Source organism: Saccharopolyspora spinosa NRRL 18395 (genome assembly GCF_000194155.1).
Classification (GTDB): Bacteria; Actinomycetota; Actinomycetes; order Mycobacteriales; family Pseudonocardiaceae; genus Saccharopolyspora; species Saccharopolyspora spinosa.
This window is the reverse complement of the sequence record NZ_GL877882.1, coordinates 50,329-69,091: the sequence shown is the minus strand read 5'-3', so window position 1 is coordinate 69,091 and position 18,763 is coordinate 50,329. Positions and strand designations below refer to the sequence as shown.

At 65.8% G+C, this 18,763-nt stretch carries 15 protein-coding genes and 1 pseudogene; 11 read left to right on the top strand and 5 right to left on the bottom strand.

Annotated features, from left to right (window positions below):
- Window positions 1–14: 14 nt before the first annotated feature.
- Both SSPN_RS0135955 and SSPN_RS47505 read right to left on the bottom strand, forming a co-directional pair.
- Entirely contained in the window at window positions 15–1,448 is a 1,434-nt protein-coding gene (locus SSPN_RS0135955) for an APC family permease (protein WP_010314607.1), read from the bottom strand.
- 63 nt (window positions 1,449–1,511) lie between these two features.
- Window positions 1,512–2,666, bottom strand: coding sequence for an alpha/beta hydrolase family protein (locus SSPN_RS47505; protein ID WP_010314606.1), 1,155 nt, complete (start codon window positions 2,664–2,666; stop codon window positions 1,512–1,514).
- 435 nt (window positions 2,667–3,101) lie between these two features.
- On the opposite strand from SSPN_RS47505, the gene SSPN_RS0135945 reads away from it, so the two are divergent.
- Window positions 3,102–3,653, top strand: a complete 552-nt coding sequence (locus SSPN_RS0135945) for a TetR/AcrR family transcriptional regulator (protein ID WP_237710930.1) — start codon at window positions 3,102–3,104, stop codon at window positions 3,651–3,653.
- Between the two features lie 191 nt (window positions 3,654–3,844).
- The gene (locus SSPN_RS55965; RefSeq protein WP_143539589.1) at window positions 3,845–4,153 is read left to right on the top strand and encodes a hypothetical protein; all 309 of its coding nucleotides are present in this window, start codon (window positions 3,845–3,847) and stop codon (window positions 4,151–4,153) included.
- Between the two features lie 114 nt (window positions 4,154–4,267).
- Here SSPN_RS55965 and SSPN_RS47500 read toward each other — a convergent pair whose 3' ends face one another.
- Window positions 4,268–4,987: a GntR family transcriptional regulator gene (locus SSPN_RS47500; protein WP_010314602.1), complete on the bottom strand. Its 720-nt coding sequence runs from the start codon at window positions 4,985–4,987 to the stop codon at window positions 4,268–4,270.
- 105 nt (window positions 4,988–5,092) lie between these two features.
- Here SSPN_RS47500 and SSPN_RS0135930 point away from each other — a divergent pair, with 105 nt between their 5' ends.
- The 6 genes from SSPN_RS0135930 (at window position 5,093) to SSPN_RS0135905 (ending at window position 12,701) form a co-directional block, all read left to right on the top strand.
- Window positions 5,093–6,028: a beta-keto acid cleavage family enzyme gene (locus SSPN_RS0135930; protein ID WP_010314601.1), complete on the top strand. Its 936-nt coding sequence runs from the start codon at window positions 5,093–5,095 to the stop codon at window positions 6,026–6,028.
- Window positions 6,025–6,786, top strand: coding sequence for an SDR family oxidoreductase (locus SSPN_RS0135925; RefSeq protein WP_010314600.1), 762 nt, complete (start codon window positions 6,025–6,027; stop codon window positions 6,784–6,786). The genes SSPN_RS0135930 and SSPN_RS0135925 overlap by 4 nt, the downstream gene beginning before the upstream one ends.
- Window positions 6,787–7,103: 317 nt before the next feature.
- Window positions 7,104–9,218 carry a hydantoinase/oxoprolinase family protein gene (locus SSPN_RS0135920; protein ID WP_010314597.1) on the top strand — a complete coding sequence of 705 codons (2,115 nt, stop codon included), beginning with the start codon at window positions 7,104–7,106 and terminating at the stop codon, window positions 9,216–9,218.
- On the top strand, window positions 9,215–11,011 hold the full coding sequence (locus SSPN_RS0135915; RefSeq protein WP_010314594.1) for a hydantoinase B/oxoprolinase family protein: 1,797 nt from the start codon (window positions 9,215–9,217) through the stop codon (window positions 11,009–11,011). The genes SSPN_RS0135920 and SSPN_RS0135915 overlap by 4 nt, the downstream gene beginning before the upstream one ends.
- Complete coding sequence (locus SSPN_RS0135910; protein ID WP_010314592.1) at window positions 11,008–11,949, top strand: MBL fold metallo-hydrolase; 942 nt, start codon at window positions 11,008–11,010, stop codon at window positions 11,947–11,949. The genes SSPN_RS0135915 and SSPN_RS0135910 overlap by 4 nt, the downstream gene beginning before the upstream one ends.
- Before the next feature lie 17 nt (window positions 11,950–11,966).
- Window positions 11,967–12,701: an SDR family NAD(P)-dependent oxidoreductase gene (locus SSPN_RS0135905; RefSeq protein ID WP_010314589.1), complete on the top strand. Its 735-nt coding sequence runs from the start codon at window positions 11,967–11,969 to the stop codon at window positions 12,699–12,701.
- A 91-nt stretch (window positions 12,702–12,792) separates the two neighbouring features.
- Here SSPN_RS0135905 and SSPN_RS63135 read toward each other — a convergent pair.
- Window positions 12,793–13,094, bottom strand: a pseudogene (locus SSPN_RS63135) (hypothetical protein); the annotation flags it as partial.
- A 7-nt stretch (window positions 13,095–13,101) separates the two neighbouring features.
- Window positions 13,102–14,388 (bottom strand): hypothetical protein, encoded by a 1,287-nt coding sequence (locus SSPN_RS0135900; RefSeq protein WP_010314587.1) that lies wholly within the window; start codon window positions 14,386–14,388, stop codon window positions 13,102–13,104.
- A 1,525-nt stretch (window positions 14,389–15,913) separates the two neighbouring features.
- On the opposite strand from SSPN_RS0135900, the gene SSPN_RS0135890 reads away from it, so the two are divergent.
- From SSPN_RS0135890 to SSPN_RS0135880, 3 genes are all read left to right on the top strand, one after another.
- Window positions 15,914–16,999: a polyprenyl synthetase family protein gene (locus tag SSPN_RS0135890; protein WP_202798991.1), complete on the top strand. Its 1,086-nt coding sequence runs from the start codon at window positions 15,914–15,916 to the stop codon at window positions 16,997–16,999.
- Window positions 17,000–17,709: 710 nt separating this feature from the next.
- Window positions 17,710–18,012 (top strand): Rieske 2Fe-2S domain-containing protein, encoded by a 303-nt coding sequence (locus SSPN_RS63130; protein WP_148272102.1) that lies wholly within the window; start codon window positions 17,710–17,712, stop codon window positions 18,010–18,012.
- Window positions 17,958–18,761, top strand: coding sequence for an aromatic ring-hydroxylating dioxygenase subunit alpha (locus tag SSPN_RS0135880; RefSeq protein ID WP_010314581.1), 804 nt, complete (start codon window positions 17,958–17,960; stop codon window positions 18,759–18,761). Before SSPN_RS63130 ends, SSPN_RS0135880 begins: the two co-directional genes overlap by 55 nt.
- Window positions 18,762–18,763 lie beyond the last annotated feature (2 nt).

The following is an 18,763-nucleotide window of genomic DNA, read 5'->3' as shown; positions in this document are numbered from 1 at the left end:
TGATCTCCTAGGACTCAACCGTCCCCGGCCACGACTGTCAGCTCCGAAAGAGCGCTTCTGCGGCGACGGTGCGCTAGTACCCCGTAAACCGCGCCTACGACGAGGACGCTGGGCAGCAGGTTGATCACGACGGAGTCGCTCCCGGTCACTTCGCCGTAATTCCACAAGATCAGGACGCCGCAACCGACAAGTGCTAAACCGGAGACGACGGGTGCAACGAGCACCGACCAAGCAGATCCGGTAATCCGTCCCAGCTTGGCGGCACGAACGACGCTCGCGCAGCAGGCCGACAACAGGTAGATCATCGCCAGCGATGTGATTCCGGAGACCGCGGGAAACAGGTTGACGAGTGGGTCGGCGCCGATGATCGCGAACGGAGCCACGACAGCCACTGAGATCAGCATTTGAGTCGTGCCGGCGACCACCGGCGTTCCGCGCCGCGAGTGCACCCGTGACAACGCTCCGGGAAGCAGCCCAACTCGGCCGAGCGAGAACATGTAACGCGCGGCCATGTTGTGAAACGAGATCGCGGCCGCGAAGAAGCTGAACGTAATCATCAACGTCAGCACCGGACCGACCCAGTTTCCGAGGTAGGTGTTGGCGATGTCGATGACGAGCACGCCAGGGTCCTTTCGGGCGGCACCGACGACATCGTCCACGGCAGCGACCACGGCCCAGGTGGCGGCGAGGAAGACAAACGCCAACAGCACCAGGGCTGTGTACGTCGCCCGAGCGACGTTCTTGCGCGCGGCCCGCGCTTCCTCGCCGTAAATGGCCGCAGCTTCGTATCCACCGAAGCACAGCAGGACGAAAACCATCGCCAGACCGATGTTGCCGCCGGACACGCTGTGCGGGGCGAACACGTCGAGGGAGAACCCCGCCGGCCGGCGAACAAGCACAGCCACGACCAGTACCAGCAGGAGGAGGAACTCGGATACCGAGACCCATGCGTTGACACCGGTGGCGGCCGACACCCCGAGGAAGCCGATGAGCCATGTCACGGCGAGAACGAGAGCGGTCAGGGCGTACCACGGCAGGTCGACGCCGAGGTACGTCGACAACGCCACGTTGCCGAAGTAGCCGACCGCAGTCGCCATTGCCGCCGCAGCCGCGTTGTAGGCGATGGTCGCGATGATCGCGGATGCTGTTCCGGCTGCTGGACCGAGACCCCGGGATATGTAGGCGAAGTAGGCGCCCGCGTCGACGACGTGGCGACTGAGGGCGACATACCCCGCGCTGAAGACCAGAAGAATCAGCGTGACTAGGACGATCACGCCGACCGTGCCGGCACCGACCCCGAAGGCCAGGCTGAGAGAGATGTTGGAGGCCATCGCCGTCAGCGGCGCCGTTACGGCCATGACCATGAACACCATGCCGAAGATGCCGACGCTGTTCGCTTTGAGTTGAGCACCCGACGACGAACCGTCGTTGTTACCACGCTGAGTCACCGTTGACTCCATTCGTTGGAAAGAGGGAACCGAAGGTCCGAAAGACCGGACCTGCTAAGCGAGTTACTTCACGACGCCGGCGTCAGTGCCGAAGAAGCGTGCCGACCAGTCGGCGATGAGATCAGTGGCCTGCGAGAACATGTCCGCCTGGCAGTGCTGCGCGCCTCCTTCTGCCTCGGTGAAAACGCGCAATTCACGACTGGACGCGTTGATCGCACGTTCATAGGTGCGTTCCGCTGTCCACAGTGGTACCTGCACGTCGTGCTCTCCGTGGAAGACCAGCAGAGCGCACTTGAGCTCGTGCAGATGATCGGAAAGCTTGAAGTCCGCCAACCGGCGCTTCACGGCGGCGGTGTCGGGCAGTGGGCCGAGCGGCTTCCAGAAGCTCGGCTGTTCCAGGGCCGGGTCGGCGGCGCACAGCTCGTCCAGGTCCCAGGCCGCACCCCACACGACGCACGCTTTGAACCGCTTCTCGAACGCGGCCGAGCGCGGCGCGTAGTAACCGCCCATGCTCTGGGCGATGATCCCGATCCGCCCCATGTCGACATCCGAGCGGGTCTCCAGGTAATCCACCGCAGCCGTGGCCGCGACCTCGATGTCCGGCCGTGCGTAGAGCTGCTGCTTGCGCAACGCGGCCCCGCTTCCGGGGTGGTCGACGATCAGGAGGGAGATTCCGCGGTCGGCCATTCCCTGGCGGTGGCGCAGGTAGGTGACCTCCTTGACGTCGTCCTTGCCATCGAAGTGGACCATGCAAGGGGCAGGTCTTCCGTCCGGGCTCCGCCCTGGAACGAAGATCGCCGGCAACGTCGCACCCTCGAATGGCACGTCCACGAACTCGATCGGGAGTCCCGACCACTCGATGCCCTTCCTGAACGCCCGCTGCGCGGCGTCGTAGACCGCCATCTTCTCCGGGTCCTGGTCGCTGGCTGGACGCATCACCTCGGCGACGAACGAGTAGGCAGCGGCCCGCAGGTACTTCCGCGTGGCACCGGCGCACATATTGCCGGCGGCGTCCACATCACCGAGTGCCTCGACCCGGCTGCCGAGTGCAGACCAGGCCTGAACCCATTCCTTGTTCTCCGCGTCATCGACCTCGGCTTTGGCGATCTCCTTCAGCGGCCTGCAGGCGGGTTCCATCTCGGTCATTTCGCCCCCGATTGCAAGGGCGTTCATGAACATCAAGGACCACCAGTAGTTGGCTGGGAAGTGGCGATACATCTAGTCACTCCGTTTACTTGGGTAACAGATCAGGTCTCAACGCCGGGGAAGGCGTGCCGCCGGGCTCGTACTGCTACTCGCCCCGAGAGCACGCTCCGTTCGATAGCGGAACGATCGAGCGAGCGGGCTGACTGAGAACGCGATTCGCCTGCAGGCACCAGGATGGGCAATTCCCACCACAATTGGGCCGCCGCTGCGTTGTTGCGTGGAGTTGGCCGGGGCGTGATCGACTTCGAGATGCCCCGAACGTTGCCGACGTGTTGCTTCGTGAGCATTTCGACCGCCCGAGGAACGGTCGAGTCGGACTCGTCCCGTCAAGGCTACTCCGAACGGTACCGACCCGTCCATACCTGATACCGTGGACTTATGACGGGCAAAGCACGCCGGACCCCGACGGGGGCTGCAGTACTCCGTCCCGAACTGACGGACGCGATCGTGGAGGCAGTGCTCGACGAGCTCGCCGAGAAGGGCTACGGACGGCTGTCCATGGACGCCGTCGCACGACGTTCGGGCGCGAGTAAAAGTGCGCTGTACCGGCGGTGGCCCTCCAAGCAGGAAATGGCCGTCGACGTGGTCTCCCGCCTGAGCTTGCTCCTCGCCGAGTTCGCGAACACAGGATCGCTGCGCGACGACGTTCGCTCGGTCTTCGAAGCGGTCATTCAGTGGCTCGACGACCCCCGGCTCGGTCGGATCCTGCCCGACCTCGTAGCGGAGGCACACCGGAACGAGACCCTCGCAGAGGCGCTGCGCACGCACATCGACGCTCCGAGGCGGATCCGAGCAGAGGCCATCCTGGAGAGGGCGATCGAGCGCGGCGAGCTCGCCCCGGCGATCAACCGCGAACTGGTTCTTGATCTCTTCGGAGCGCAGATCTTCTGGAGGCTGAGCGTTCGGCGGATGCCGGTCACGTCCGACTACTTGGACGACCTGACCGATTTCGCGCTGACTGCAATGAAAAACCCGACATCGCACCATTCGGCCGGGTAGGCGCTGCGGTGCCGCGGAGGCCGCAGGACAACGGGGCCGGCGTGGGCCCACGACTCCGGCGACCGCGCGATTCGGTCAGTGGACGAGCTTGGCCCGCCCGTCCACGCTGAGACCGATGTGCCGGACCGGATGCCTGACCACTGCCGAGATCAGCGCAGCCGCTTCCCCGTAGGAAAGCAACTCACGGGCCGGTGACGAACAGCGAGCTGTTGTGCGCCGTGTCGTCGACCAACAACGCGGCGGCGGTGGCACCGATGTACCTCGCATCGACGAAGGCGAGTCTCCCGTCACCGCACGCGGTAACGAACTCACTAATTAGAGTCCCGGATCGCCTCGGCAAGCGGATGCTCTCCTATGAAGTTCTGCAACGGAAAATCCATCATGTCGTCGGGGCCCACAGGTCTGCGAACCCCGCCATGTCGTACGCGAGCAGTCGTTCGTGGCTCGACGATCTGATGGGCTCGCCGCCTGCGAGCGTCGTCGAGTTGATCGGTCATTGACCACCTCGGGTCGCTACGGTACCGTCCCGAACACCATTACACGGGACGGCACCGGACCGTCCACATGGAATCGCTTGGCGCCGCTCGACGAACATCAGCGCGTGGCCGGGCTGATCAGCTTGTACCCGTCTCAGCCGAGTGGCCAGCGGCCACACCCGAACAGATCGCCTCGACGGCGTCGTCCAGATGAGTTCTGGTGAGCTCCGCGGCGAGCGGGAGGTCGCCGCGCTCTGCCGCTTCGAGGATCTCGCGGTGCTGACGCACCACTTCGGCATGGTCCTCGAGTTCCGCGCGGAGCTGCCGGAACGCCAGGCGCAACTCGCCGAGCACGGAATGAAACGCCCGGCTGGTTCGCGGGCGGCCGAGCGCATCAACGAGGGCAGCGTGGAATCCGAGATCAGCATCGCGGACTTCTCCCCAGTCCGCGTCGGGCGGAAGCGCCGCGAGTTCGTCCAGCGCCTTGCGGGCAGGTCGCAGCCTGTCGGGGTGCCCGACGAGAACGGTGACCGCCTCGAGCTCCAACGCGGTGCGCAGCGAGTAGATATCGCGCACGTCATCGGCTGCGAGCATCGGCACGAAGACACCGCGGTTGGGCTCGTGGCGCAGCAGTCCCTCGTGCACGAGGACTTGAATCGCCGCGCGCACCGACTGACGGCTCACCCCGAACAGCGAGACAAGGTCGAGCTCGCGAAGCGCCGAGCCAGCAGCTTCGCTGCCGTCGAGCACCCTGCGGCGCAGTTCGATCGTGACGGCCTCGACCGTGGAAATGCGGCCGAGCTGCACCGACGCCTGGCCCGCACTCGCGGTGATCTTCGGGTTTTCCTCCAGTTTCACACGCGCAGCGTACCGCCCCAGTTGACCATTGACCAGATTGACGGACAATCCTACGATCCGACGACATGTCCGAGCGGCTGCTCATCAGAGGCACAGGAGAACGCCATGTCAGATCGATATCGCTCGTCCGCGCTGACCGCAGCAGTGACCGGAGGCGACGTTCTGCCCAGTCAGAGTCCGTACCTGCCCCGGGGCGCAGAGCAGATCGCAACCGACGCCCTCACCGCGGCGGAGGCGGGTGCGAGCTCGGTCCACCTGCATGCCCGCGACGACAGCGGTCGCCCGAGCGCCTCCCCCACGCTCTTCGAAGAGATCGTCTCCGCGATCCGTGCGAGCAGCGACGTCGTGATCAACGTGACGACGGGCGGCTCGCCGGGCATGTCGTTGGACGAGCGGCTGGCGGGAATGCGCGCGGCGCGCCCGGACATCGCGACGTTCAACCTAGGGACGATGAACTACGAGGGCTACCCGACACCCGCGCGGTGGCCCAGGGTCGAAGCCGACTGGGAACGAGAACTGCTCGAGAAGTCCGGCCAGGGCGTCTTCATCAACACGCTCTCGATGCTCCGCGAGTGCGCTGCGGCCTGTCGGGACGTCGGCGCTACCCCGGAACTGGAAGCGTACGACCTCGGCCACATCGCGATGGCGCGATTCCTGATCGACGAAGGCACGCTCGCGCCGCCGGTGCGGATCCAATGCGTACTGGGCGTGCTGGGGGGTGCGGGCAATGCGATCGAGGACCTGTTCGTCCTTCGGGACCGCGCCCTGCACGTCCTCGGCGATGACCTGGCCGACTTCGGGGTCGCTGCTGTCGGATACCCCACGCAGTTCCGGCACGCCGCTGTGGCACTCGCCCTGGGCATGGACTGCCGGGTCGGCATGGAGGACAACCTACGGCTGCGTCGCGACCGCCAGGCGAGGAGCAATGCCGAACTCGTCGAGGTCGCTGTCGACCTCGCGGATCGGCTCGCTCGCCCCATCGCCAGCGCTACCGAACTGCGGTCGCGACTGACGAAGTGGGATGCGGAGGAAACACGATGACCGCACTTTCCCCACACGAGCCGGCTGATCACACTTCCCTGGCAGGCAAAGTAGCTCTGGTCACCGGCGCCGCAGGCGCTCTGGGAGTGGCGGTTCGGGAGGAGTTCGCGTGCCGCGGTGCCCATGTGGTGGGCGTCGACCGCGACGGCGCCGACTGCGTTCACGCCGACATCAGCACTGAGCAAGGAAACGCCCAGGCACTGGACACCGTGCTCGACGCACACGGTCGTCTGGACATCATCGTGCTCAACGCCGGCGTGCAGCACATGGCACCGATCCCGGACTTCCCGGTCGAGGAATGGGAACGGTTGATCGGCGTGCTGCTGACCGGCCCGTTCACCCTGCTCAAGCTGGCATGGCCCCACCTCGTGTCGAAGCCAGGTGGGCGGGTGCTGGTTACCGCGTCCACCTCCAGCTTCGTCGCCGAACGCTTCAAAGCCGCTTATGTGGCCGCGAAGCACGGCGTGCTCGGACTGGTCAAGGTGGCGGCGCTGGAGGGCGCAGATCACGGGCTGACGGCCAACGCGGTGGCGCCCTCGTGGATGCGAACCCGGCTTGTCGAGGATCAGGTCGCTCAACGAGCCGAGCTCCTCGGACGCAGCGCCGAGGAGGTCATCGCGGACCTGGTCACCGAGCACGCTGCCAAGCGGTTCGTGGAACCGCGGGAGGTGGCGGCCACGCTCGCCTTCCTCGCAAGCCCCGCCGCATCGGCGATCACCGGGACGTGCGTTCCGGTGGATCTCGGGGCTCTCGCCTGAGATCCACCAGCCGCGGCTGCAGCTGGTTCGAACGCAAACTCCGGCGTGGCGGGACACCAACCCGATGACCGATGAGGAGCTCGAAGCGCCCGGCGATGCAGGTCGGTTGCGGCAGCTGCGCAACGACGGTGATCAAGCCCGATGCCTGCGAGTGCCCGTTGACCGTTGACCGTTGACCGTTGGCGACTCCATCTGCTCGGCGTGCTGCGCGGCCCACGCCATCTGGCGCGACACCTGCAAAGCCACGCCTCTATTCACCATTTCCGAACATCCCTGGGACAAGACCTCACCCGACGCAGCCGAAGGGAACAACTGACATGCGCGTCTCCACCGACATGGGGGGCACGTTCACCGACCTCGTCGTCGAAGACGACAAGGGCCAGGTTCAGATCTTCAAGAGCCCCACCACTCCTTTGGACCCGTTGCGCGGGGTGCTCGCCACCGTCGAGGTCGCCGCCGAGGCGCGTGGCGAGTCCCTGGCGGAATTCCTCGGCCAGGTCGACACCTTCATCCACGGCACGACGAGGTCGCTCAACGCCATTCTCACCGGCAATACCGCTCGCACGGGCCTCGTCACGACGCAGGGCCACCCGGACATCCTGCTATTCCGCGAGGGTGGGCGAACGGATCCCTTCGACTTCGCGCGCGACTACCCCGCGCCGTACGTGCCGCGTGCGCTGACGGTGCAGGTGCCCGAGCGAATCGGAGCCGACGGATCTGTGGTGCGGCCCTTGGACGAGCAAGCCGCTCGAAAGGCCCTCAACGAACTGCGGCAACGTGAGGTGGAAGCGGTCGCGGTGTGTCTGCTGTGGTCGGTCGTGAACCCGTCCCACGAGCGGCGGATCGGCGAGCTGATCGAGGAAGAGCTGCCCGGGATTCCCTACACGCTCTCCCATTTGCTGAACCCGATCATCCGGGAGTACCGCAGAGCCTCGTCGACTGCCATCGACGCGTCGCTGAAGCCGCTGATGGGCACGTACCTCCACGCGCTCGAGCGGGATCTCACGCACCACGGGTTCCGCGGGAGGTTGCTGATCAACACGTCGGCGGGCGGCGTCCAGGACGCGGACGACATCGCTGAGGCGCCGATCCACACCATCGGCTCGGGTCCCGCGATGGCACCGGTGGCCGGGCGTCACTACGCACGCGTCGATGCCGACGTCGACATCGCGATCGTCGCGGACACCGGAGGAACCAGTTACGACGTCAGCGTGGTACATCGCGGCCGGATCCCGGTGACCACCGAAGCGTGGCTCGGTCCGCAGTACTTCGGTTACATGACGGGTTTCCCGGCGGTCGACGTCCGCAGCGTCGGTGCCGGCGGCGGCTCGATCGCCTGGGTCGATGCCGGCGGGATGCTGCGCGTGGGACCGCAGAGCGCGGGCGCGGAACCGGGCCCGGTCTGCTACGCCCGCGGCGGCGAGCAACCGACGGTTTCGGATGCCTGCCTGGTGCTCGGATACATCGACCCCCAGTACTTTCTCGGTGGACGAATGGTGCTCGACGCCGCAGCAGCTGAGGAAGCCGTCCTCCGCCACGTTGGCCGTCCCCTGGGCCTGAACGCGCACGCGGCCGCAGAAGCGATCCTCCACCTCGCAACCGAGCACATGGTGGGCGCCATCGAAGAAATCACCCTGAACCAGGGCATCCCCGTCGAAGAAGCGGTGCTCGTTGGCGGCGGTGGCGCCGCCGGGTTCAACACCGTGGCCATCGCGCGGCGGCTGGGCTGCTCGCGTGTCCTCCTGCCCGGGGTCGGGGCCGTGCTCAGCGCGGCTGGTGCACTCATGTCCGACCTCAGCGCGGAATTCGCGGCGACCTCGCGCACGGTCACCACCGGCTTCGACCGGGATGGCGTCCGCGAGGTTCTCGATGACCTGTGGCGGCGCTCCGAGAAGTTCGCCGAAGGCCCTGGCTCGGGTGCCGTGGAAACGACCATCGAGCTGTTCGCTGAGGCCCGCTACCCGCACCAGGTGTGGGAGTTGGAAGTGCCGTTGCGTGTCCGCCGATTCGCCTCCGACGAAGATGTCGAGCAGCTCCGGCAGGACTTCCACGCGGTCCACGAAGACATCTTCGCCATCCGCGACGCCGAGTCGCCCGTCGAGGTCGTCGGCTGGCGCGCACGAGTCCGCTGCCGGCTCAACGACACCGACAAGAACCCGGAACTCGTGTCTGCGAGCGCCGGCGGTACCAGGCACTCGCGTACGGCCTACTTCCCCGAGACAGGACTGGTCGAAACGGCTGTGGTGCCGTTCGAACTCATGGAGCCGGGCGAGGAACTGTTCGGGCCGGCGATCGTCGAGTCCGCGGTGACGACCGTAGTCATCGACCCCGGTGCCCAGGCGACCCGCACCGCGAGCGGCAGCCTGTCCGTCAAGATTCCGCTCACCCAGCGGCGGACCACGGAAACTACGAAGGAGGCGCTACCCCGATGACCACGGTCGACTCGACGCACATGGACGGCGTCCGACTCGCCTTGTTGACCAGCCGCTTGCAGAGCGTGGTGCGCGCGATGATGAACACGCTCGCGCGCACAGGCCGGTCCGGAGTCCTCAATACGGCTCGGGACTTCTCCTGCTGCATCATCACCCACGACGCGCGCCTGCTGGCGATGGCGGAAAGCCTGCCGATCCACGTCATGCGCGGACCGGACCTGCTCGCCGAGGCGATGGCGGAGTTCCATCCCGTGGTGCGGGCCGGTGACGCGTTCCTGCACAACTCGCCCTACCACGGCAACTCCCACGCCGCGGACCACAGCCTGCTGGTTCCGGTGGTCGACGCCGACGGACAACACCGATTCACCCTGCTGGTCAAGGCCCATCAGGCCGACTGCGGCAACGCGGCGCCGACCACGTACTCGGCCGACGTGCGGGACGTATACGAGGAGGGCGCACTGATCTTCCCCTGCGTCAGGATCCAGCAGGACTACCAGGACGTGGGCGACATCGTGCGCATGTGCCAGACCAGGATTCGGGTTCCCGACCAATGGTGGGGCGACTACCTGGCGATGCTGGGCGCTGCCCGCGTCGGAGAACGCCAGCTTCTCGCTCTCGGCGACGAGGTCGGTTGGGAGGTGCTCGAGGAGTACGCGGAAGCGTGGTTCGACTATTCAGAGCAGCGCATGATCTCGGCAATCCGGTCGCTTCCTGCTGGCCGGGTGACTTCCCGCAGCGAGCACGACCCGTTTCCCGGGGTGCCCGGGGGTATCCCGGTGTCGGTGACCGTCGAGGTCCGATCGGAAGAGGAAGAGGCGCTCATCGAGGTGGACCTCCGGGACAATGTGGACTGCCAGCCCAGCGGCCTCAACCTGACCGAGTCGACGTCGCTGACCGCCGCCATGATCGGGATCTTCAATTCGCTCGGGCAGGCTGTCCCACCCAATGGCGGTAGCTTCCGGCGACTGCAGATCCGTTTGCGCGAGAACTGCGCGGTCGGGATCCCCCGCCACCCGGCGAGTTGTTCTGTTGCCACGACCAACCTTGCCGATCGACTCACCAATGCGGTCCAACGCGCTTTCGCCGACCTCGGAGACGGGTTCGGCATGGCGGAGACCGGCCCGGCACAGCCTCCTGCCTGGGGTGTGCTCTCGGGACGGGACGAGCGGCATGGCGGTGCGCCGTTCGTCAACCAGATCATGCTGCCCTCGGTGACCGGAGGCGCTGCTGGCCCGCAGGCGGACGGTTGGCTGACGATCGGTCACGTCGGCAACGCCGGAATGATGTTCCGCGACAGCGTGGAAATCGACGAGATCCACCACCCCATTCGGATCGAACAGCAGCGGATCCTGCCGGACACCGAAGGCGCTGGCCGTTTCCGCGGCGCACCGGGCGCGCTCGTGGAGTACGGCCCGACGGGCGGCCCCATCGAGGTGGCGTACGTCAGCGACGGCACCGTGAACCCCGCACTCGGCGGGCGTGGCGGTCTTCCGGGAGCGCGCTCCGACCAGTTCCAGCGGGACGCCGACGGTGTCCTGCACCCGATCCCGGCGTGTGCTCGCGTGCTGCTGCAGCCCGGCGAGAAGATCGTTTCCCACAGCTCCGGTGGTGGCGGCTACGGTCCTCCGACCGAACGCGATCCGGCACGAGTCGCCCGCGACGTGGCAGAGAGATGGGTGTCGCCACAACGAGCGAAGGACGTCTACCAGGTCGTGGTCACCGAAACCGGGCTGGTGGACGACGCGGCGACCGTGGAGTTGCGTGCTGCGTCAGATCCGGGGCTGCTGCGATGACGGAAAACGACAAGGCTCAGATCCGCGATCTCGGGGATGAGGTGTACTTGATCGACACCTACATGGCCGACTACGACGGGATCACAGCCGCGTATCTGATCCGGAGCGAGCGCCCGTGCCTCATCGAAACGGGCACGGCACGCTCAGCGCCTGCCGTCATCAAGGCACTGAGCTATCTCGGAGTGGGTCCGCACGATCTCGCCACCATCGTCGTCACGCACATCCACCTCGACCACGCCGGTGGCGTTGGCGATATCGCAGCTGCCTTCCCCGATGCCGAGATCGTCGTGCACGAGCGAGGCGCCAAGCACCTGGCCGACCCGAAGCGACTGCTCGCCAGCGCCGGGCAGATCTACGGGCCAGTGCTGGAAGAAGTCTTCGGGTTGCTGCGTCCGACCGATGCGGCGCGGATCCAGGCAGTGGACGAGGTGGACGTGATCGACCTCGGCGGTGGCCGAACGCTCACCAGCTACCACTCCCCGGGGCACGCGAAGCACCACTTGGGGTTGCTCGACTCCGCGACCGGTGACCTGTACGTGGGCGACGCGGCGGGCCTCTACATGCCGGAAACCGGCACGATGAAGCCGGCGACTCCACCACCGGACTTCGACCTCGACAGCTCCCTCCGCTCACTCGGCCTGTTCCGCCAACTCGCGCCTGCCCGATTGCTCTTCAGCCATTTCGGCCCGGCGCGGCACACCAGCGATGCGTTGGAACGCGCGGCCGAGGAACTGCGGCTGTGGGTGGATGCGGTCCGCCTGTCGCGAGCCACCACACCGGAGCTGGAGCACGCGGTCGCCGCTGTGCGCGATCGGACTCGTGCGCGATACGCCGATCTGGCCGCGATGCCCGATGTGGACGCCAAGTTCGAGGCGCTGAACTCCACGGAAACCAACGTCGCCGGGATTCTTCGATGGCTCGACAAAACGAAAGGCTGACCCCGATGAGGATCGACATGTCCGGAAAGACCGCGCTCGTCACAGGCGCGAGCTCGGGAATAGGAGCCGGCATCGCTCAAGCCCTTGCCGATGCCGGGGCCTGCGTCACGATTGTCGGCCGAGATCCGGAGCGGCTCAGCCGGATAGCAAAGCAGATTGAGAACAGCGGTGGCCGGGTCGCGCAGTGCCGAGTGGACCTGCGTGAGGCAGGCGCCTCCGACAGGGCTGTCGCAGGCGCGCTGAAAACGTTCGGGAGACTGGATGTTCTGGTGCATGCAGCAGGACTGTTCGAGGTGGGCGAGGTCGACGATCCGAGTATTTCGCTGGAACGGCAATGGGACGTCAACGTCAAGGTTCCGTTCGACATGACGCAGCACGCACTGGCGAAGATGGAACCGGGCGGCTCGGTGCTCTTCCTGGGCTCTATCGCGGGAGTCGTCGGTTTTGCCGGGGCGAGCGCCTACTGCGCGACCAAGGGCGCGGTGGAGAACCTCGTCCGTGCCTTGGCGCTCGACGCCGCCAAGCACCAGGTGCGAGTCAACGCACTCGCGCCAGGCAACGTCCGAACCCCGATGAACGAGCACGTTCTGGCCAACCCCGCTTATGAGGCCAGGATGCTCGAACAGACGCCACTTGGCCGTATCGGCGAGGTTTCCGACATCGCGCCCGCAGCAGTCTTCCTGGTATCCGATGCGGCCTCCTACATCACGGGGACAAGCCTCGTCGTCGACGGCGGCTGGACCGCGCATTAGCACCTCGCACTGCGCCTCGTCGTTGTGCTCGACAGGCCTGGATCCAACGGTGGCGTTGGGCAACGGTTGGATCGCGAGAAAGCGAGATGCCCTATTGAGCTAGTACTTCAACAGAGGTTTGCAATGTGCATGGCTCGTGGGTTTGTTGTCGCTGGGGCTTGTTGGGCGCGGTGTTGGTGTCGTCGTCGCCAGTTCGAGCGGCGCAGGATGTGCAAGGCAGGTCGCAGGCGCGCGAGGATAAGTTCGGCGAACAGATTCCGGATCTCGTTGGGTGTCAACAAGATCATCCCATCGGGCGCTGGTGTGGCTCGGGCTGTGGCGGTGCTGATGGCCAGGAACAGGTGGGCGAGCAGTACGAGGGGTCCACCGGTACCAGGAGGTCCAGGCGCGGACCTAGCGTTCATCCAGTCCGATCATTCGTCTCCAGAGATGGGGATCGCCGTGCCCGGGTGCGCCGGTATTCTCGCTGCTTCACGGTGAAAACGGCGATGGCAAAGGTGTCGCTGTCGGGAATTCCGATGGCGACTTTGCCTTCGCGCGGTTCGCCCGCGACCCAAAGGTGGCGTCGGTTAACGAGTTCGGTGGCGATGTCGGGTGGACAGTTCGCGACGCGGAAACGGGCGCGGATTCCATCGGAGAACCGGGCCCAGCCCAACATCGGCCGTCCGGGCCGGATGTCCTGTGCCACGACGGCGGCAGCGACTTCTGTCCACGGGCCAGCCGCGAGCAGCCGCACCGGGGACGCGACACGCGACCGCCAGTTCACGGCGGCCACGACGGCGAGCAGCAGCGGCACCAGCAGCACCCATGTCAGCGCGCCGCCCAAGGTGACGAACACCGTGATCTCCAGCGCAACACCTAGAACCATCACGGTCGCGAGGGCGAACGTCCGAGGGCGAAGATGCCGGCCCAAGGCCGCCCGCGAGATCGGCGCCCGGCCGTGCAGGCCGGACTGGGAGGTAGCGAGCACGGCATGTGCGAAGTCATCACCATCGGGCAACCCGGCGAGCACCGTACCCGGGAGGGCAGAGGTAACCCAGAGCCGCCCAGTGTGCTCGATCGCCGCGACCAGGGGAATGGGGCAGTCGCGCAGCGTGAAATACCCCGGCGAGCCGTCCGGGAAGATCACGGTCCCCGTGACGTACCGGGCGAGAGGGTCGCCATCGACGAGCTCTTGTTGGTCGATGCGGGCTGGCAATGGTGTCCGCGAACCGGCGAGGAGGCGGAGAATGCGGAGAGTGCGCGCCCATCGAACCAGCACCAACACCAACAGGCTCAGACCACAGCCCAGCACGAACACGGCATAGACGATGTCGACACCGTGCGGGGGATGTTCGGCTATCCCGGCCACGATCGCCGCCGCCGGCAACCAGACGAGCAGCAGCACACATGTCAGCCTGTTGCGGCGGGCCCGTATCCCGGAGCGCGACAACCACGGTCCCGGTGACCACCACCCACCGGTCAGCCACGGCGGCAGCCGCCGGACGAACACCAGGACCAGCGTGCAGGCAAAGCCCACAGCCAGGCCGATCGCGGTCGTCGACGCCCAGCCACCAACGAGGTGGATCGCGGCGAGTACAGCGAAGACCCCGAGGAACCACCAGCGCGGACGCCAGGCGACGTCCTCGTCCGCCACCTCGGGTAAAGGCGGCTTTTCGGCCGCCGATTCGGCTCCGTCGGAAACCACTACACCACCCTTGCCCAAGCAGACCTGCAAACAGCGTAACGAGCGCGATCTGAGCACTCTCGCGCCGAAGGACACCACAGCAGGGAGTCCCCGCACCCCACTGCGCAGGCTGGCCGACGACTTTGGGTTTGTGTGATCTCGTCGCCGACAGCGGAAACACAGCAGGCCATCGCCGCACATGAACAGGCCACTGCTCAGACAGCGGAGGCAAAACTAGTCTGCGCCCACCCACCTTCACCGAGCCCGGCAATGCCGCTGACCAGTTCAGTGCCCATCAACCCGGCTCTGCCGGACCGGCCTCCGGCTCCGCATCGGATGGACAACGGCCGTGACCGGCTTTTAGCTCTGCGTCACGGCCGCGTTGTGACCCCTTCGCGGTCGGCCACCATGCGCAGTGCTTGTTCGGTCTCGGCGTTGATGTTTACCGTGACCTTGGTGCTTCGGGCAGCTGTTGAGGTCCCTTCGATGGAAGCCTCAGGTGGCTTGTCACGACCGGAACGCGACGTACGCTCTGCAGGCGTGGGCATCGCTGGTCCCCTTTCCCTTCCGTTCACGCGAGTTCCCCGATCGCCGAAAAATGCCCCACTCGCGTAAACAACTTTGGAACCACGATTGGTATGGCATACATAAAATCAAGGTACAGCTTCAACACGTGCCATTTATCTGGATAAAGCTAAAATTAGCTCGACTATAGTAAGTGGCACTAGTAATGCGTAATGGATTGGTAGCATCGCCGTACTCGCCCCCATCCAAGGCCTGCCACAGGCCGTCGATACGGCCCCGCAGCGACTCGACGGTGCGGGCGGGTTGATTCAACGCAGCCGGGACCGGGAAAGATAAAGACACGAGCGCAGCTTTCGGGTACGCCATCATGGACTCAACACCCGATGATCTCCCATCGAAGTCGCGCCCTCGTCCTGCGTCCTGCCTGATCAGAGACCCCCCGCAGCCCACAGATCAACCTTGCACACGCCCTGGGCACCGACCTGTCCGTCCACACCGCACGCGATCTCGTAGAGGGTCGCCCGCGAGCTCAACACCCGACCCCGCATCGTGCTCGGTGACAAGACCCCAGCCGAATCCATGACAGGATGGCCCCCGCCGCCGCCCGCTCGCGCGAGGCCCGCCGCCCCTGATCATCCTGACGCGACCAGCACCGCAAACACCTCCGGATTGACTCCCAAGTGCTGGACCACCTGGTGATGCAGGCTCTGGACCACCTGGCCGAGTGCGGCTAAGGTGAGGCGCAGGAGATCACCACCGCCAACAAGACCCGCACTTTCCCATCTGCCAATGCCACTACACACCACCATTGGACAGCCGGGAAGCGGCGAGTAACCACCATGCCGCGCATCAGAGGGAGATCCCACGCAGGTGGGCGGCACACGTGATCTGAATCGAGTCCACAATGGACGTTCGGTCGGACGCGCACCGTAGCCGAAGCGCCGCACTACCGAATGCGCACCCACCAACCCCGCTTCGACCACACCCTACAGGTGACAACAGACCGATTTGGGAGCCGAGCGTGCCCGAGAGCAGCACAGTAGGCCAGTTGGTAGACCACACCGAACCACGTGAGCGCATCAACCGCTTGCTGGCGGCCTTCCTCGATCAAGCCGGCGCGCAGTTCCGGGAACAGGAACCGATCAACGAGGTGTTCCTGAAGGTCCAGGAGTTCGTCCTGAGCAAGGGGAAAAGGCTACGCCCACTCTTCTGCTACTGGGGCTGGCTCGGCGCCGAAGACCAGCGCTCCGAAGCCGTCGAGCAAGCCGTTATTCGTGCGGCAGCCTCGCTGGAGATCTTCCACGCCTTCGCGTTGATCCACGACGACATCATGGACTCCAGCGACACCCGCCGAGGTCGCCCGACGCTGCACCGGGAACTGGCCGACCTGCACTGGCGCACCCAGTGGCCGGGCATCCCCGAACACGCGGGCCTGGCATTGGCGATCCTGGCCGGCGACCTGTGTCTGGTGTGGTCGGACGCACTCGTCGACTCCTGTGCCATTCCCACCGATCGCTGGCGCCGGGCCCGTGACCTGCTGCACCAGACCCGCACCGAGCTCGTGCTCGGTCAGTACCTGGACTTGCTCGGCCACAACGGTGGCGTGCGTGAGGCGCTGCGCGTCATCCAGCTCAAGTCCGGCAGGTACACCGTCGAACGTCCGCTGCACCTGGGCGCCGTTCTGGCCGGCGCGAGCCCGGCGGTGTTGGGGGCCTACACCGACTTCGCACTCCCGCTCGGTGAGGCGTTCCAGTTGCGCGACGACATCCTCGGGGTCTTCGGCGATCCGGCCACCACCGGCAAGTCCACCACAGGGGATCTACGTGAGGGCAAACCCACCGTGCTCATCGCACTGACTCGACAGCAAGCCAGCCCTACCCAGGCCGAACAGCTGGAGAAGTTGTACGGCAACCCCGGCCTCGACGCCGACGGCGCCGCTACCCTACGCGAGATCATCACCGACTGCGGAGCCCGCGCAATGGTCGAAACCATGATCACCCAACGGACCGCCGCCGCACTGACCGCACTGGACAACGCCCCGATCACGGCCGACGCGAAAGTCAACCTGCGCGCGATGGCCCACGCCGCGACCACGCGCACCCGATGACGACACCCTCCGGACGCCGCAAGTGCTGGAGTGCCATCCGAAGCGTCGCACAGTCAACCTCGTGAAAGGAGGGTCATGGCCAGGGGTCACCTTTTGGAAAGCAACAAGAGCGAGTGTTACCTACCTGCCTTGACGATGGCCGCTTCAGCGTCGGAGGCACCACCGGAGCCGGCATCCTGCTGCTCACCACCACCGGCCACCGCACCGGGCACCCTGCGGTCCACTCCGCTGTTCCACAAGCCACCCGGCGATTCGTTCGCCGTCGTCGCGTCGAATTTCGGACACCGCAACCACCCCGCTGGTCCGCCAACCTGCTCGCCTCTCCACAAGCGACAGTCGCAGCGGACAACCACCGTCGTTCCTGTCACGGCCGGACTGCTCTCCGGAGAGGAACCCGACGAAGTCAGGCGGCCCCGCGACCGTTTACGCCGAACGCCTGACCAGTGCCCGACATGGGTGCGGGAAGCGCACCTGGTAATCCGGCCCGGATGGAAATACGCTGGCGGCCGGTGCGCTCCCCGGAGGCCTGAGTCGACAACGAAAGGCGGTTGCTGGCCGTAGCCATTACGTGGTGGAGACCTCGTCTCGCACCCCGCGACCGTGGACAGTACTGCCGATCTCCCCGCGCTCGTTCTGTATGGGGGCACAGCCGGTACCCCGCTCGTTGCGCACCGGTCCAGCCTGCCGCATGGCGATCTAGAGAGGTGGAAATGAAAATCCGTAGTTACACGCCACCTGGATCACAAAACCAACCGCAAGAAGCCAGCCCCGCACCGCCACCGCTTCCGTACCCCAATGGTTGGTTCTGCGTGGGATTCTCCACAGAATGGCTTCCTGGGGTAGTGCAAACACGCCCCTTCATGGGAGAAGACCTCGTCATCTATCGCACCCGCAGCGGGAAACTGCGGGCATCCCGCCCGTACTGCCCCCATCTCGGTTCCACAAATTCAGCTTCGATGTGGACGGGAAGTGCGTCCGGACGCCCTTCGGCCCGCCTCCCAGGGCATCCCTGAGCCTGGTCGAGATCACCGAAGCCTACGGAATCGTCTGGGCCTGGCATCACCACAACGGCGACGCTCCCTCCTGGCAACTGCCGGACCTGGACCTGCCCAGCGACCACGCTCCGGTGTACCGAGCAACGGACATGGCGGGCCATCCTCAGGAGGTATGCGAGAACTCCTTCGACTATGGGCACATCCAGCCGCTCCACGGAGTCGAATTCCTCGGCGAGGTCTCCCCACCGCGAGCAGACGGACCGTTTTACGACATAAACATCAAGCTCAATCGGCGAATGCCGCTTCTCGGCAATCTGCAGCACCTCGTGAGCGGGAAGGTCATCGGCCTGGGCGGCATTTGCGTCGTCGTGGACCTAGCCCAAGTTGGCGTCCGTTCTGTCAACTGGGTGCTAGCTACCCCCATCGCCCCTTGGCGCATTCGTTTGCACCTGGCCGTTAGTTCACATGTTACCTGGGGCCGTCACTTCCCTGCCGTCCTGCGCTCCCAAGCCTCCAGCGGGGCGGCGCGGGCCGTCAGCTCCGGCATGCTCGTAGCTCTACAGCAGGACATCGGGCGTGACTTCCCAATCTGGCACCACAAGAAGCATCTGGTGCATCCGAAACTTTCCCACAAGGACGGGCTTATCGGGGCATTTCGCAAGTGGGCGAGCAAGTTCTATCCGCCGACCAGCCGGGGCACAGCCGGTACCCCGCTCGTCGCGCACCGGCCCAGCCTGCCGAATGGCGATCTAGAGAGGTGCAAATGAAA